Consider the following 14007-nt stretch of genomic DNA (forward strand, 5'->3'; position numbering starts at 1 on the left):
AGTCGGGTTCGTTTTTGTCCTCGCTGATGAGGCGAACGACCTCTTCGGTGAGTCCTTTTTCGGAGCGGAAGGCGGATCGCTCCTCGTTTTTGTGGTCGAAGCGCTCCTGGTTTTTCGTGAGTTCTTCTGAGCTCATTGGTTGATATGGTAGGTTGGTCGTATACGATTCAGGCCGTCTGGTAGACGTCCTCTCGGACCCAGTCGTAGCCCTTGTCCTCGAGCTTCTCGGCCAGCGAGGCGTCGCCGCTCTTTGCGATCTGGCCGTCGAGCATCACGTGGACGTGATCGGGCTCGACGTAGTCGAGGATACGCTGGTAGTGCGTGATCTGGAGGATCCCGGTGCCCTGTTCGTCGCGCAGCGCGTTGATCCCCTTCGAGACGTCCTGCAGGCGGTCGATGTCGAGCCCGGAGTCGATCTCGTCGAGCACGGCGATCGAGGGCTCGAGCAGTGCGGCCTGTAGCACCTCGTTCTGTTTCTTCTCCCCGCCCGAGAAGCCCGCGTTGAGATAGCGTCGGGCGAACTTCTCGTCCATATCGAGCATCTCCATCTTCTCGGAGAGGAGCTGCTGGAACTCCGCGACACCGATCTCGCCGTCGTCGGCCGGACCTTCCATCGGGCTGGTGTCGAAGCCGGTGTCCTCGGACTCGGTTCGCTCTGGTTCCTCGCCCTCTTCGTCCTCGAAGAGCTCCTCGCGCCCCTCGAACTTGGCGTTGACCGCCGTCCGGAGGAAGTTCGACATCGTGACCCCTTCGATCTCGGCGGGGTACTGGAAGCCGAGGAACACGCCGAGTGCGGCGCGCTCGTTGGGTTCGAGATCGAGCAGGTTCCACGTGCGTTTGTCCTCGGGGATCTCGAAGTCCTCGCCGAAGTCACCCTCTTCGAGGTGGATCAGCACCTCCCCCTCGGTCACGTCGTAGGCCGGGTGGCCCGCGATGACCTTCGCGGTGGTGGACTTCCCGCTGCCGTTCGGCCCCATCAGCGCGTGGATCTCCCCGGAGTTGACCTCGAGGTCCACCCCGTTGAGGATCTTCTCTACCTCGTCGTCGCCCGCTACTTCCGCGTGTAGGTTTTTGAGTTCAAGTGTTGCCATGGTGGCTCCTCAATCGGCTAGACGAAGGGTCGTGGCGTCCATAATGGTTTCGTCTTCTCGCGAATCGGTTTTTCCGGAACGGAAACTTTCCTTTGCTAGCTCGTAACGCGGACGCTACACGAAACTTCCCAGTCCGGTCTGTTGCTGACCCGATTTCACCTCGTCCCACGAGATGTCGAGCGCTTCGAGCACGCGCGAGATCGGCCCTTTGAGCGTTTTCTCGAGCATCTTCTCCCAGTCTACTTCGAACTCCTCGGGGATCTGGTCGGGGTACTCGTAACAGATCACGTCGGGGTCACGCTTGAACTCGCCGTAGAGACGGTTTCGTTGCGGGTCGAACCCTTTTTCGTCCTCCATTCGCCGGAAGAACTTCGGGTGGACCTTCTTGAGGTAGAGGCGTTTGGGCTTGCTTCCGCGCGTGAAGTTCGTCCCCAGCAGTTCGTTCGCGTACTTCGCACCCCGGACCTGTGCGGTGTCGGTGTCGTAGGCGTCGAGGCGCTTTCCGATCCCGCCGGGGATCGCGATCCGGTCGAGGTCGACCTCCCCCGTCTGGAACTCCGTGATCACCTCGTGGACGTACGACTCGACCTCCTCTAGGTCCTCCCCCATGACGATCATCTCGATGACGTCCTTCTGGACCTCCTTCGTGATGGGCGCGATGTCCGAACGCTTGTACTCGAAGCCCGTGATGTCGATGTCGTCGACGTCCTTGCCCTCCTTCCAGATGATGTGACCGGCATACCGTTTCTTGCGACCCGCTTGAAAGAAGCGTCTGTACAGTTTCTCGAACTCGATCTGGAAACGATGGTCATCGGCGTCGAGGACCTCGCTCGCAAAGTCGTCGTACGAGTCGTTGATGTGGTCCTCGATCCCGAAGGACTGCTCGATGGCGCTCTGTTTGTCTACGTCGCCCCCGAGTTCGAGCATGATGCTGTCGGTGTCGCCGTAGGTGACCTGATAACCCATCTCGTTCGCCGACTCCTCGGTGAACTCGATGACCTCCCGCCCCGTCGCCGTGACCGCCCCTGCGACGTCCTTGTCGTAGAGTCTGAACCGTTCCCAGCCGAGCACCCCGTACAACGAGTTCATGATGACTTTCACCGCGCCCTGCTGGCGGTCGAACCGTTCGTACTCGCCGCTTCCCGGCGCGTGTTCGGCCCGCCGGGACTTCTTGCGGTCGCGCTCGGTCAGCAGTTCGTCGACCATCTCCCGGATGATCCCGTCGGGTTCGCGTTTGAACTTCATCCCGTTGGGCGCGCGATAGGTCGCGCCCTCGTAGTCGGGGCCGGCCTTCGTCTCGGGCGAGGCGTTGATCGTCACCATGCACATCGGGTACAACGATTTGAGGTCGAGGACGGTAACGTTCTCCTTCACTCCCGTGATGGGGTCGAAAACGGCCCCGCCCTCGTAGTCCTCGCTCTCGACTCTGCCCTTCGAGGGCAGGGCGAAGTCACCGTGGACCTTGTGTAGGACGTACATGTCGACGGTATCCCCCGGTGTGGGAGCGTCCTCCAGTTTACAGCCGACGAACGTGCGCACCTCGTCCCAGAAGGGGATGATCCCCTGGCGCGCGTCGATCTCGACACAGAGTTCGACGTCGCGAACGTTGTACTCGAGCAGGCGTTCCGGGTTTTGCTCCCAGAGGTCACCGATATCGCCGGAATAGCGCTCCTTGCCGACCCCGAGTTCGGTTTCGGCCACCGCGTCCAATCGATACGAATCGAGTTCGGAGAACTGCGTGCGTTTGTACGCATAGAGCAGGTCGAAGACGACCCGTCCCTTGATGTTCGGTCCCTGCCAGTCAGAACGCCAGACCTCGTTCACTCTGGAAAGGCGCTCCATCGAGAGGTCGAACTCGGTCGCGGGATCGAGACGATCCAGCCGGTCGATCAGGTATGGCGCGTCGAAGTCGTCGACGTTCCAGCCCGTCAGCACGTCGGGGTCGGTCTCTGTGAGGTAGGTGAGATACGAATCGAGCATCGCCTCCTCGCTCTCGAAGGCGCGGATGTCGATCTCGACGTCCTCGCTGATCGGGGCGTACTCCGGTAGCTCCTCGGGGGCGGTTCCGTCGCCGGCAGGGGCGACGTACAGCCAGCCGATGTACTCGTCGCGCCGGGAGTCGTGGCTGGTCAGACAGACGATCGGCTCCTCGCCGTCCTCGGGGAATCCCGAGCGGTCGTCGACTTCGAGGTCGAAGTTGTGGACACGGAGGTCGGCTTCTGCCTCAACGGGTTCGATCTCCTCGTGGTGCACTCGAATCGAGCCGTCGTCGTCGCGCCGGTCCGGAACCCGAATCCCGCTGTTGATCCCCTTGTCGATCAGCAGGCGGTTTGGAAAGAGGATGTCGGCCTCGTAGTGGTCGAACCGATCACGCATGTTCCCGACGTCACGTGGGGTTTGCCCGAAGATCTTCGTGAGTTCCTCGCCCCGGATCGACTCGTAGCCCTCCTCGGAGCCGGTGATACGGCTGTCGCTCAGGTCCTCGTCGGTCAGCGTGGCAGTCGGCGCGTAGAAGTAGGGGCGAAACTCGTAGGCCCGGACGTGGTGGACCTCGCCCACCTCGTCCCGGCCGAAGACGTGCATGACGGGCCGTTCCCCGTCCGGGCCCTCCTCGATAGTGTAGTTGACCTGCGTGACCCCGAGGTCGATCGTCCCCTCGACGGGCGGAAACCGCCGCTCGTCGACGTCGACGACCTCGCCCGTCTCCGTACCGCCGTTGCCGGCGACGGCGCGCGCCTCCGCGGCCGGACGCTCGTCGTCGGCGTCCGCGTACGCGGAGAGTCCCGATTGCTCCATATAGCCGCTCGTTGGTCGTGGGAGGCTAAAACACCGGTGGTTCGCCGAGGAAAGCGAGGCGCACTAAGGAGTGAAGCGGAGCGAAACGACCGAGGTTCGACGAGCGAAACCGCGGAACGACTCGTTGTGACCGGGGTTCGACGGGGACCCTACGAGCCGTGACGAATCAGCCGACGGATCGCGGCGAGACGCCACAAGTAGCCGTTCGTCCGGCCGAGATGCGGATCCCGTGACTTCGAACGGGCCCACGGCCGGGCAACAAGACATATATCGTGTTAACACATAACAGAAGGTGGTGACGACGATGTCAAGCGCCGATCACGAGCGAGAAGACGGCACCGACGAGGAACTGGAACTCGACGCGGTCGAGTCGGTCGAGACCTACGAGGCCAGCGGGGACATCGTGTTCTATGACGTTCGGAACCCGCTCGCGTGGGTCAAAACGAGCTATACGGTCTCGCTGCCGGATCAACTCTGATCCGACGCGCGAGCCGTGTCGAATCGCTTTTGCTCCCTCCGATCGACGTTCGAGTGTGTTGCCCGACGAGCGCTCGGAGCACGAACCCGCAGAGCCCGACCTCGGTCCCGACATCCCGAACGTCGAACCCCCGGATGGTGGCTTTTTCGGCCCCGAAGACGCCCCCAAAGAGCTCCTGAGCGCCTTCTGGAAGCTCGTCGTCCTGTTCAATGTCGGGCTCATCACCGCCAGTCTCGGCGTCCTCTTCGTCCTCTTCGAGGGACGACTCCGCCTCGGCGGCGGTCTGCTCGCGGTCGGCCTGCTCGCACTCGCTCGCGGGCTCTATAGTTACTGGAGGCTCGACCTCGACAAACTGGGCACCGACAGCGACTAATCCGCGAGGAAAGTAGTAGAGGACATGCAGACCGTCGAGGACGAGGCAGGCTCGCGATACCTCCTGATCAAACGCTCGGGCGAATCGAGTCTCGTGTGCGATCCCGAGACCGGCGAGGAGCGCTACGTCGAGAACGGGACACTGTCACCGGTCGAGGGGGCCTCCGCGCTCGAAACCGCCGCGAGCGAGATCGACGGCCCGATCCGAGCGTTCCTGCGTGGCGTTCACGACGAGCGAACCCTCGGCCTCCTGTTGGTTCTCGACTCCCGAGGGCCGCTTTCGGTGCGCGACCTCCTCTCGTTCGACGCACTCTGTGAGAGCGATTTTCACGGAACGATCGCGGAGCTTCGAGCGGCGGGGTTGGTAGAAGAGCGCGAGGTCGCGGGCGATCGGGGCTACGGCGTGACGGAGACCGCGAGCGAGGCGTTGTCCTCACTCCGCGGCGAGTAGCGCCTCGCCGCGTTCGACCGTCGAGTTGTTGCTTGTCGGGTCCTTTCGCACCGTCACGAGGTCGTCGGCCGCGCCCACGAGTTCCTCGTCGTGGCTCACGACCACGATCTGCTCGACGCCGAGCCGGCGCATCGACTCGACGAGGTCGACGAGCTTCGAGACGTGGCCCGAATCCAGAAAGACCGTCGGCTCGTCCAGAATGAGCGGCGGCATCGGTGCGGCCCCCTCGATGCCCTCCGCGAGCAGGCGGTAGATCGCACAGCGAAGCGAGAGGTTAAAGAGGGCGCGTTCGCCCCCCGAGAGCTGTTCGGGCGCGAGCGGCGAGCCGTCCTTCTGGTAGACGGTGAGTTCGTATTCGCCCGTGAGTTCGAGTTTCGCGTACGCGTCGTTCTGGTAGACCAGATCGAACGTCTCGTTGAGCATGCGTTCGAGCTGGTCGACGTTTCGCTGGCGGAGCTCCGTCCGAAGTCGGCCGTACATCGCCTGTAGCTGCTCGGCTTCCTCGTAGAGGGAATCGAGCGCCGCCACCCGCGCCGAGAGCACCTCCCGGCGTTCCCTGAGCGTGTCGAGCGAGTCGAGTTCGCTCTTTACGCCACCGATCCGGTCGCGCAGTCGGGCCTCCTCCTCGCCCAGCTCTTCGAGTTTCTCCTCGACCTTCTCGAGGTACGCCTCGGCCTCGCGCTCGTTCTCGCGGGCCCGCTCGATTCGCTCGGGGTCGTATTCGTCGGCCAACTCGTTCTTCCGGTCGCGTTTCTCCGCGAGACGCTCGCGTCGTTCATCGTTCAACTCGGCGAGCGCCTCGCGGCGTTCGCGAAGCGTCGAAAGCGTCTCACGGGCGTCCACGAGGTCCGAGAGCGTCTCGGAGAGTCTCTCGAGCCGGTCGATATCCGTTTCGAGTGCCGTTTTTCGCTTATCGAGGTCCGCGATCTCCTCTCGGGACTCCTCGGCCCGCTCTCGGGCCGCCTCGCGTTTCTCGTCGTGTTTCGCTGCTTCCGCGTCGAGGTCCTCGGCACGCGTCTCGAGGGTCCGTACGCGCTCGCGTTTCTCGTCGAGTCGTGTCTCGCGGTCCGAGAGCAGTTCCTCGAGCGTCCCGCGACGCTCTTGGTTCCGGTCGATCTCGGTTTCGGCCTCCGAGAGCGACTCCGCCCGGTCGATCCGTCCCTCGACTGTGTCGATCTCCGTACGGAGTTCCGACAGGTCGGCCTCCAGTTCGGAGACGCGCTCGCGGCGCTCCTCTAAGGCGTCGACGTGAGGGGACCCCTCGACGGGCTGGCCACACTCGGGGCACTTACCGGCTTCCTGAAGGCGTTCGGCCTCGGCGACGGCCCCGCGGGCGGTTTCGAGCGACGCCCGGAGCTCCGTCTCGCGTTCGCGCAAGGCCTCGCGTTTCTCGTGTAACTCGGCGAGCCAGCCGTCGGCCTCGCCGGGGTCGACGGGGGCGTCGGCGAACCGCTCGTGCAGGCTTTCGATCCCGTCTTCGAGGTCCGCGAGCGCCTCGCGGCGCTCCTTGAGATCCGACTCGCCGGATTCGATCCCGCGTTCGAGCGCCTCGGCCTCCTCGAGGGCCTCCTCGGCCCGCGAGCGACGGTCGTCTGCGGCCTCCGCGTTCGTCTTCGCGTCGCTTTTCGCCTGCTGGGCCGTGAGGCTCGCCTCGCGGATCGACTCGCGACACGCCTCCAGATCGGCCTCGAGCGCCTCGCGGCGCTCCTCGATGGCCGAGCGCTCGGCGCGTTCGATCTTCGAGTCCGCGAGCAGGTCGTCGCGGTCCCCCTCGAGGTCGTCGATCCTCCCTCTGGTCTCCGTGAGGTCGCCCTTGAGTTCCTCGCGGGCGGCCTCCGTCCCGGCGATCGTCTCTCTGAGTTCCTCGATGTCGGCTTCGAGGCCGGCGATCTCCTCGCGGATCCCCTCGTGGGACTCGAGGATCTCGCGGGCCTCCTCGCGGGTTCGCTCCGCGTTCCGTCGGTTCTCCTCGAAGCGTTCGATATCGTCTTCGAGTTCGTTGAGCTTCGTTTCGAGCTCGTTCAGTAGCGCCGGCAGGTCTTTCTCCTCCTTCTCGGCGATCTGGGACTCGACCTCTCGGAGGCTACCCTGGACGTCTGCGCGGACGTCGTTGACTCCCAATCGAGCCTCGCTGACCCGCTCGCGGTACTCCTCGAGCTTTCCGAGTTGAAGGAGGTCGTCGATCATGTCCTGGCGCTCGCCCGGCGTGGCGTGGATCAGCTTGTTGACCTCGCCCTGACGGACGTACGCGCAGTTGACGAAGGCATCGCTGTCCATCCGCAGCATGGTCTCGACGTAGCGCTCGACGTCGCGTGCGCCCTCGACGTTTCCGTCGGGGGTTTCGAGGACGCAGGTCGCGGTCTGGGCGCGCTCGCCCGACAGCCGGATCCGCCGCTCGACGTGGTACGAACCCTCGGCATGGGTGAACCAGAGTTCGATCTCGCATTCCTCTTCGCCGTTGGTGATCACGTCCTCGAGGGTACCGTCGAGGGCCGAGGAGCCATAGAGCGCGAAGAAACACGCCTCCAAAAGCGAGGACTTCCCGCTGCCGTTGAGCCCGTGGATCACGGTCACACCCCGTTCGAGTAGGAGGTCGGTATCGCGATACGGCTTGAAGTTCTTCAATCGAACCCGCTCGATCCTCACAGGTACTCCTCCATCGAGGACTGGTCCTGACTCTCGGCGCTCGCCCCGTTGGGTCGGTCGGTCGATTCCGTGGGACCGACCGCGTTTCGCTCGTCCGTACCGACCCCGTCGGCCTCACTGGACACATCGGACCCGGACTCGAAGTGAGCGGGTTCCTCCGCCGTTTCCGTCCCTTCAGCTGCCGACTCGGATTCGACCGCCTCGGCCGTTTCGAACGCCTCGGGTTCCTCCTCGATCAGCGACCGAACCCGCTCCTCGACCGCCCCGCGGACGTTGGAATCGGCGATCTTGCTCGCACGCACCGTTTCGTCGATCTCGCTCGCAGCGCCCGACAGCCCCATCTCGTTCAACCGAGCGCGGACTGCCGTATCGGGATCCGAAAACGAGACGTCGAAGCTCGCACTCTCCTCAACCTCGCGTTTGTCGTTGACCCGCGCGATGAGCGCACCCCGCTCGCGGGCGAACGACTCCACCTCGGCGGGCGTGACCGTCCCGCCCTCGCCCTCGACGGTGACGATCACGACACAGTCGGCGAGGTCGTACTGGCCGACCCGTTCGAGTACTCGTTCAGTTCCCTCGCCCTCGGCGAGTTCGGCGTCGACGAAGACGAACTCCCGGGTGTCGAGCCCCCGACGGGAGATGTGGGCCTCGCCCTCGGCGAAGTCCACGAGGTTGTAGCCCCGGTCGTCGCGTTCGGCCGCGCTCGCGCGCTCGGTCGAGCCACAGTAGGTCACCCAGGTCCCCCCGAGTTCGGCCCGATCGGGCTGGTGGTTGTCGCCGAGCAACATCGCGTCGAACTCGACGGAGGCCGAATCGAGCAGTTCCTCGGTGTCCCAATCGGCGTACGGAAAGGGCTCGAACAGCCCGTGGGCGACCAGCGCCGTGTGTTCCGTCTCGGGTGGAGCGAAGTCGTACTCCAGTCGGTCGCGCTGGGAAACCGGCACGTGATCGAGCCCGTAGAAGGTGGTCCCGCCGATCTCGATCCCGTCGCTGTCGAGGCGGGTCGCAAGCCCCATGCGCGAGAACAGATCGAGCCACTGGCCCTCGCGGGTCCCCTCGTGGTTGCCGACGATCGCGAGGAAGGGCACGTCCGCGGCGTCGAGATCCCGGAGGACGTCGAGGGTGCCGAGCAGGTCCTGAATATCGGGTCGTCGATCGTGAAAGAGGTCCCCGGCGTGGACGAGGGCGTCGACGTCTTCCTCCATGGCGTCGGCGGCGACCCGTTGGAAGGCGGCGAGGAAGTCGGACCGGCGCTCGGCCGAATGATACTGGCGATAGCCGATGTGGGTATCGCCGGTGTGAATCACCCGTGTCATACCCCGTGGTTCGCGCGGGAGCCGTATAAGGGACGTGGGGTCAGCGCGACTCGATCGCGAGCGTGTACAGGCGTTTCCGGGCGTCCGAAAACGAGAAGCGCGAGTCGACGACGTCCTCCTCTTCGAGCCGGTTCAGCGCGTAGCGAACGGTTCGCGGTGGCAGGAGCGTCTCCTCTGCGAGCTGGCTCTGGGTGAGCGTCTCGTTGTACTCAAGCACCTTCGCGACCAGTTTCGCGCTCGGCGGCAGCTCCCGAACTGCGTCCCACCCCGTTTCCTCCCGCTCGGCCGTTATTGCCTCTGACGTGCTCATCTCGTCTCTCCCTATCGGATACAACGTAATAATATTTCCTCTTTTGTAATATTACCTGTGGGAATTTTACAGGGGTTGAACTGACCCGAAACCTCTTATGAGTTAGCGCCCTAAATACCGCCAATGACCGATACCGTAGAGGACGTCGACCTTCCCTACGAGGAGGGTACTTCACAACAGGAGAAGATCGAATCCCTCCGCGACCGACTCGACATCCTCGAGGATCAAAACGAGGAGATGCGCGACAAGCTGCTGGACGCGAACGCCGAGAACAACAAGTACCAGCAGAAACTCGAGCGCCTGACCCACGAGAACAAGAAGCTCAAGCAGTCCCCGCTGTTCGTCGCCACGGTCCAAGAACTCACCGACGAGGGCGTCATCATCAAACAGCACGGCAACAACCAGGAGGCCCTGACCGAGGTCACCGAGGAGATGCGCACCGAACTCGAACCGGATAGTAGGGTGGCGGTCAACAACTCCCTGTCGATCGTCAAGCAACTAGAGGGCGAAACCGACGTACGCGCCCGCGTCATGCAGGTCGAGGAGAGCCCCGACGTCTCGTATACCGACATCGGCGGCCTCGACGAGCAGATGAACGAGGTGCGAGAGACCGTCGAGATGCCCCTTCTCAAACCCGAGATGTTCGAGGAGGTCGGGATCGAACCCCCGAGCGGCGTGCTCCTGTATGGACCGCCGGGCACGGGGAAAACGATGCTCGCGAAGGCCGTCGCCAGCGAGACCGACGCGACCTTCATCAAGATGGCCGGTTCGGAGTTGGTCCACAAGTTCATCGGCGAGGGTGCGAAACTCGTCCGTGACCTCTTCGAGGTCGCCCGCGCCCACGAACCCGCCGTGCTGTTCATCGACGAGATCGACGCCATCGCCTCCAAGCGAACGGACTCGAAGACCTCGGGCGACGCGGAAGTCCAGCGCACGATGATGCAACTGCTCAGCGAGATGGACGGCTTCGAGGACCGCGGGGAGGTCCGCATCATCGCGGCGACCAACCGCTTCGACATGCTCGATCGGGCCATCCTCCGACCCGGCCGGTTCGACCGCCTCATCGAGGTCCCCAAACCCGACGAGGAGGGACGGAAACTCATCTTCGAGATCCACACGCGCAACATGAACGTCGCAGACGACGTCGACTTCGGGAAACTGGCCGACGAAGTGATCGAGGCCAGCGGCGCGGACATCAAGGCGATCTGTACCGAGGCAGGGATGTTCGCCATCCGTGACGACCGCACCGAAGTCTGCATGGATGACTTCGAGGAGGCGTGGGCGAAGATCCAGGCCGAAGAGGAGGACGACGAGATCTCGAAGACGTTCGCCTGACCGCTACCACAACAGCTACCATTCTACACGCGGTAGTCGATTCAGACAGCGACATGTTCAATCGAGTGCGCGAGGACGTGCGGACGGCGAAAGCGAAGGATCCGGCAGCGAAGGGAACCCTCGAGGTTCTGCTGGCATATCCGGGGCTGCACGCGATCTGGATGTATCGGATCGCCCACGCACTCTGGTCGGCGGGGTTTCGACTCCCCGGGCGGCTGCTCTCGCATTACGCCCGCTTTCTCACCGGCGTCGAGATCCATCCCGGCGCGGAGATCGGGCGGCGCTTCTTCATCGATCACGGCATGGGCGTCGTGATCGGTGAGACGGCCGAGATCGGCGACGACGTAATGCTCTATCACGGCGTGACCCTCGGCGGGGACTCGCTGGCGGACGAGAAACGTCATCCCACGCTCGAAGACGGCGTCACCGTCGGAGCCGGTTCCACCCTTTTGGGTCCGATCGTGCTGGGCGAGGGCGCGAGCGTCGGCGCCGGGTCGGTCGTTCTGGATTCGGTGCCCGGAAACTGCACGGTCGTGGGCAATCCCGCGAAACTCGCCGGGGACTGTGCCGAGGACGACTCGGTGACGCTCGGGACGCCGAACTAAAACCCCGCAAAGATCGCATACGGAACTAAAAATAGCAGGACGGTCAGTACAAGCAGGAGTAGTCCGTAGCCCGCGAGCGTGCCGGCGGCGGTCCGAAATGCGGGATGGGAAAACTGCGATCGATTCATACGACCCGGTCGAACGGGGCGGGCTAAAAGCTACCGGACGATGTCGCCGACGCGCCGTGGCTCGCCGGTGAGTTCGGGGTTGCGCTCGATGATCTGCAGGATCTCGTGGTCGGTGACGTCCCAGTAGCGTTTCTCGGTGGCCTCCTCGATCAGTTCGCGTTCGAGGCGGAACTCCGTTCCCTCGTAGACGGCGTCGACGCCCTCGTCGTCAATGGAGATCGTCGTCATACCTGGGAGGAAGCCGCCGAGACCCATGATCCTGTCGTCTGACGGTCGTCGGACGACCACAGGAGGTTTAAGGGGGCCGACCGCCGAAAGGAAGGCGTGTCAGTCCGACCGGACCCGCTCTCGACGCTCTCGATCCCCGACGACACCGTCGTGGAGGAACACGACCTCGTGACCGACGGCGACGTGCTCATCGGCGCCCAGAGCACCGTCGAGTTCGGTATCAGGGGCCGGAACGTCGTCGCCGGCGAGCGCGTTCGCTTCGGCGGCCACATCGAGGCGGGAGGCGACTGTCGACTGGATACGTGGTGTTCTGTGGGCGATAACGTTCTCGTCGGCGAGGACGCGTACCTCGGCGAGCGCATCGAGATCGACGGCCAGCTGGTCGTCGGCGGGGATCTCGACATCGGCGACGACGTCCAGATCGCGGAAGGGTTCGAGGCCAGCGGCTGGATCGTCATCCGCAACCCGATGCCGACGGTCGTGTTCCTCTTCATGTACCTCACCCACCTCCTGCGAATGGGCGAGGACGACGCCGCGGAGGAACTCGTCGACGAACTGTTCGACGAGGATGGTGGGGCGGAGCCGCTGACGATCCCGAAGGGTGCAACCGTCTCGGACGACGCCTGGCGGGTCTCGACGCCGGCCAAGATCGGACGGGACTGCCGGCTCCACGGCAACGTGCGGGCGGAATCGATCACGGTGGGCGAGGCCACCGAGATATTCGGGAGCCTCCGGGCACGCGACGACATCGAGATCGCACCGGGTGCGGTCGTCCACGGGGACGTCACCACCCGGAGCGGGACCGTCACCGTCGCGGACGATGCGCGGGTGTGGGGAAACATCTCGTGTGAACACCTCGATCTGGCGCGAGACGGGGTCGTCGACGGGACGATCCGCGCGCGTGGCGAGGTGAACACGGGCCTCTCTACCGATCCCGACGGCTCGCCGCAGTAACCCGATTGACGATAATGATGTTTGCCGAGTGATTTAAGTGAAGTGTTGTCGTGGGTATAGATACCAATGCCTATCGATTCGACGTTCGAGGAGAACCGCGAGAAGGTAGACACCCATCAAGGCCACGACGTGTGGGGACCGGTCGAGGAACCCGAGCAACTGGGAATCCACGGCACCCACGTCGCCGTCGACTTCGACATCTGTCTGGCCGACGGCGCGTGTCTGGAGGACTGTCCAGTCGACGTCTTCGAGTGGGTCGATACCCCTGGTCATCCGGAAAGCGAGATCAAGGCCGACCCCGCCAACGAGGCCCAGTGTATCGACTGTATGCTGTGTGTCGACGTCTGTCCGGTCGACGCCATCGACGTCGACGCCGGACGGGCGGGTCGAACCTGAAATCACAGGAGGAAAATCAGAATGTATACAGTCACGCTAACGAAGGGTGTACCGGATTTCAGCGAGGGTGCGGTGTCGTTCGACGAGGACGGACACTTAGAACGGGGCAAGACCCCGACGGTTATGAACCCGAACGACAGGTTCGCACTGGAGGCGGCCCTCCAGACGAAGGTCAGACACGGCGGCACCGCCGCGGTGATGAGCATGGGCCCGCCGGGCTACGGCGAAGTCCTTCAAGAAGCGATGTCCTCGGTGTACGCCGACGAACTGTTCTTGCTCTCGGACCGCGAGATGGCCGCCGCCGATACGTGGGCGACATCGATCACCCTCGCGACGGGGATCGAGAGGATCGCCGAGACGAGAGAACAGCCTGATCTCGTGTTCGCGGGGTTCAAGACTGCCGACGGCGAGACGGGCCACACCGGTCCGCAGACCTGCTGGTGTCTCGATTGGCCGATCCTCACCCATGTCATCGCGCTCGATATAGACGAAACCGAGCGAACGATCAGGGTAAAGCGACTCGTCGAGGGCGACATCGAAGAGATCGAGACGGTGGAAGCGCCCCTACCCGCGATGATCGTCACCGACCCCGAGTTCGAGCCCACCTACCGGAAAGCCGAGCATCGCCTCACGTTCAAGGACCTGCGTGAGGAGACGACGGAACGCGCCGAGTCCTACGAGGAGCACCTCACGACGTGGGACCACGCCGAGTTGAACCTCGATCCCGACTACATCGGGCTCGACGGCTCGCCGACGATCGTTTCCGGTGTCGACCCGATCCCGAAAGCACCCTCTGAGCGCGAGGCGACAGTTGTCGACCCTGGCGACGAGGCCGGGATGGAATCGGTGCTCGACGAACTGCTTCCGTATACTAACCGCGCCGCCGCGGGGGGTGACTGAG

15 protein-coding genes are annotated in these 14007 nt (G+C 63.9%); 8 read left to right on the plus strand and 7 right to left on the minus strand.

Annotated elements, in window-relative coordinates; all coding sequences use genetic code 11:
* Window positions 1–167: 167 nt before the first annotated feature.
* Window positions 168–1091, minus strand: a complete 924-nt coding sequence (locus HAPAU_RS00005) for an ABC transporter ATP-binding protein (RefSeq protein WP_066377969.1) — start codon at window positions 1089–1091, stop codon at window positions 168–170.
* Between the two features lie 114 nt (window positions 1092–1205).
* A complete protein-coding gene (locus HAPAU_RS00010; protein ID WP_066377970.1) occupies window positions 1206–3887 on the minus strand; it encodes a DNA-directed DNA polymerase in 2682 nt (893 codons plus the stop codon).
* A gap of 304 nt (window positions 3888–4191) precedes the next feature.
* On the opposite strand from HAPAU_RS00010, the gene HAPAU_RS20780 reads away from it, so the two are divergent.
* From HAPAU_RS20780 to HAPAU_RS00020, 3 genes are read left to right on the plus strand one after another with little or no spacing between them, the layout of a single operon-like run.
* Window positions 4192–4365: a DUF7331 family protein gene (locus tag HAPAU_RS20780; RefSeq protein ID WP_449267231.1), complete on the plus strand. Its 174-nt coding sequence runs from the start codon at window positions 4192–4194 to the stop codon at window positions 4363–4365.
* Between the two features lie 55 nt (window positions 4366–4420).
* On the plus strand, window positions 4421–4738 hold the full coding sequence (locus HAPAU_RS00015) for a DUF7322 domain-containing protein (RefSeq protein WP_066377972.1): 318 nt from the start codon (window positions 4421–4423) through the stop codon (window positions 4736–4738).
* A gap of 24 nt (window positions 4739–4762) precedes the next feature.
* Window positions 4763–5188: a DUF7346 family protein gene (locus HAPAU_RS00020; RefSeq protein WP_066377974.1), complete on the plus strand. Its 426-nt coding sequence runs from the start codon at window positions 4763–4765 to the stop codon at window positions 5186–5188.
* On the opposite strand, the gene rad50 is transcribed toward HAPAU_RS00020, so the two are convergent.
* Genes rad50 through HAPAU_RS00035 form a run of 3 tightly spaced genes read right to left on the minus strand, consistent with a single transcriptional unit; the run spans window position 5171 to window position 9460 of the window.
* Window positions 5171–7834 carry a DNA double-strand break repair ATPase Rad50 gene (rad50, locus tag HAPAU_RS00025; RefSeq protein WP_066377976.1) on the minus strand — a complete coding sequence of 888 codons (2664 nt, stop codon included), beginning with the start codon at window positions 7832–7834 and terminating at the stop codon, window positions 5171–5173. The two genes, HAPAU_RS00020 and rad50, sit on opposite strands and share 18 nt — an antisense overlap.
* Complete coding sequence (gene mre11 / locus HAPAU_RS00030; protein WP_066377978.1) at window positions 7831–9150, minus strand: DNA double-strand break repair protein Mre11; 1320 nt, start codon at window positions 9148–9150, stop codon at window positions 7831–7833. The genes rad50 and mre11 overlap by 4 nt, the downstream gene beginning before the upstream one ends.
* Before the next feature lie 40 nt (window positions 9151–9190).
* The gene (locus tag HAPAU_RS00035; protein ID WP_066377981.1) at window positions 9191–9460 is read right to left on the minus strand and encodes a MarR family transcriptional regulator; all 270 of its coding nucleotides are present in this window, start codon (window positions 9458–9460) and stop codon (window positions 9191–9193) included.
* A gap of 123 nt (window positions 9461–9583) precedes the next feature.
* Here HAPAU_RS00035 and pan1 point away from each other — a divergent pair, with 123 nt between their 5' ends.
* Both pan1 and cysE read left to right on the plus strand, forming a co-directional pair.
* Window positions 9584–10795: a proteasome-activating nucleotidase Pan1 gene (gene pan1 / locus HAPAU_RS00040; protein ID WP_066377983.1), complete on the plus strand. Its 1212-nt coding sequence runs from the start codon at window positions 9584–9586 to the stop codon at window positions 10793–10795.
* Between the two features lie 20 nt (window positions 10796–10815).
* Entirely contained in the window at window positions 10816–11400 is a 585-nt protein-coding gene (gene cysE / locus HAPAU_RS00045) for a serine O-acetyltransferase (RefSeq protein ID WP_245634016.1), read from the plus strand.
* Here the strand turns inward: cysE and HAPAU_RS22695 are convergent.
* Window positions 11397–11528, minus strand: a complete 132-nt coding sequence (locus HAPAU_RS22695; RefSeq protein ID WP_281177849.1) for a hypothetical protein — start codon at window positions 11526–11528, stop codon at window positions 11397–11399. The two genes, cysE and HAPAU_RS22695, sit on opposite strands and share 4 nt — an antisense overlap.
* 30 nt (window positions 11529–11558) lie before the next feature.
* Entirely contained in the window at window positions 11559–11756 is a 198-nt protein-coding gene (locus HAPAU_RS00050; protein ID WP_066377987.1) for a DUF5800 family protein, read from the minus strand.
* Between the two features lie 96 nt (window positions 11757–11852).
* Here HAPAU_RS00050 and HAPAU_RS00055 point away from each other — a divergent pair, with 96 nt between their 5' ends.
* The 3 genes from HAPAU_RS00055 (at window position 11853) to HAPAU_RS00065 (ending at window position 14006) form a co-directional block, all read left to right on the plus strand.
* Window positions 11853–12710: a polymer-forming cytoskeletal protein gene (locus HAPAU_RS00055; RefSeq protein ID WP_066377990.1), complete on the plus strand. Its 858-nt coding sequence runs from the start codon at window positions 11853–11855 to the stop codon at window positions 12708–12710.
* Between the two features lie 66 nt (window positions 12711–12776).
* The gene (locus tag HAPAU_RS00060) at window positions 12777–13106 is read left to right on the plus strand and encodes a 4Fe-4S dicluster domain-containing protein (RefSeq protein ID WP_066377993.1); all 330 of its coding nucleotides are present in this window, start codon (window positions 12777–12779) and stop codon (window positions 13104–13106) included.
* 21 nt (window positions 13107–13127) lie between these two features.
* Complete coding sequence (locus HAPAU_RS00065) at window positions 13128–14006, plus strand: electron transfer flavoprotein subunit beta/FixA family protein (protein WP_066377995.1); 879 nt, start codon at window positions 13128–13130, stop codon at window positions 14004–14006.
* Window position 14007: the final 1 nt, after the last annotated feature.

The sequence above is a fragment of the Halalkalicoccus paucihalophilus genome, from assembly GCF_001593955.1.
Taxonomy (GTDB): Archaea; Halobacteriota; Halobacteria; order Halobacteriales; family Halalkalicoccaceae; genus Halalkalicoccus; species Halalkalicoccus paucihalophilus.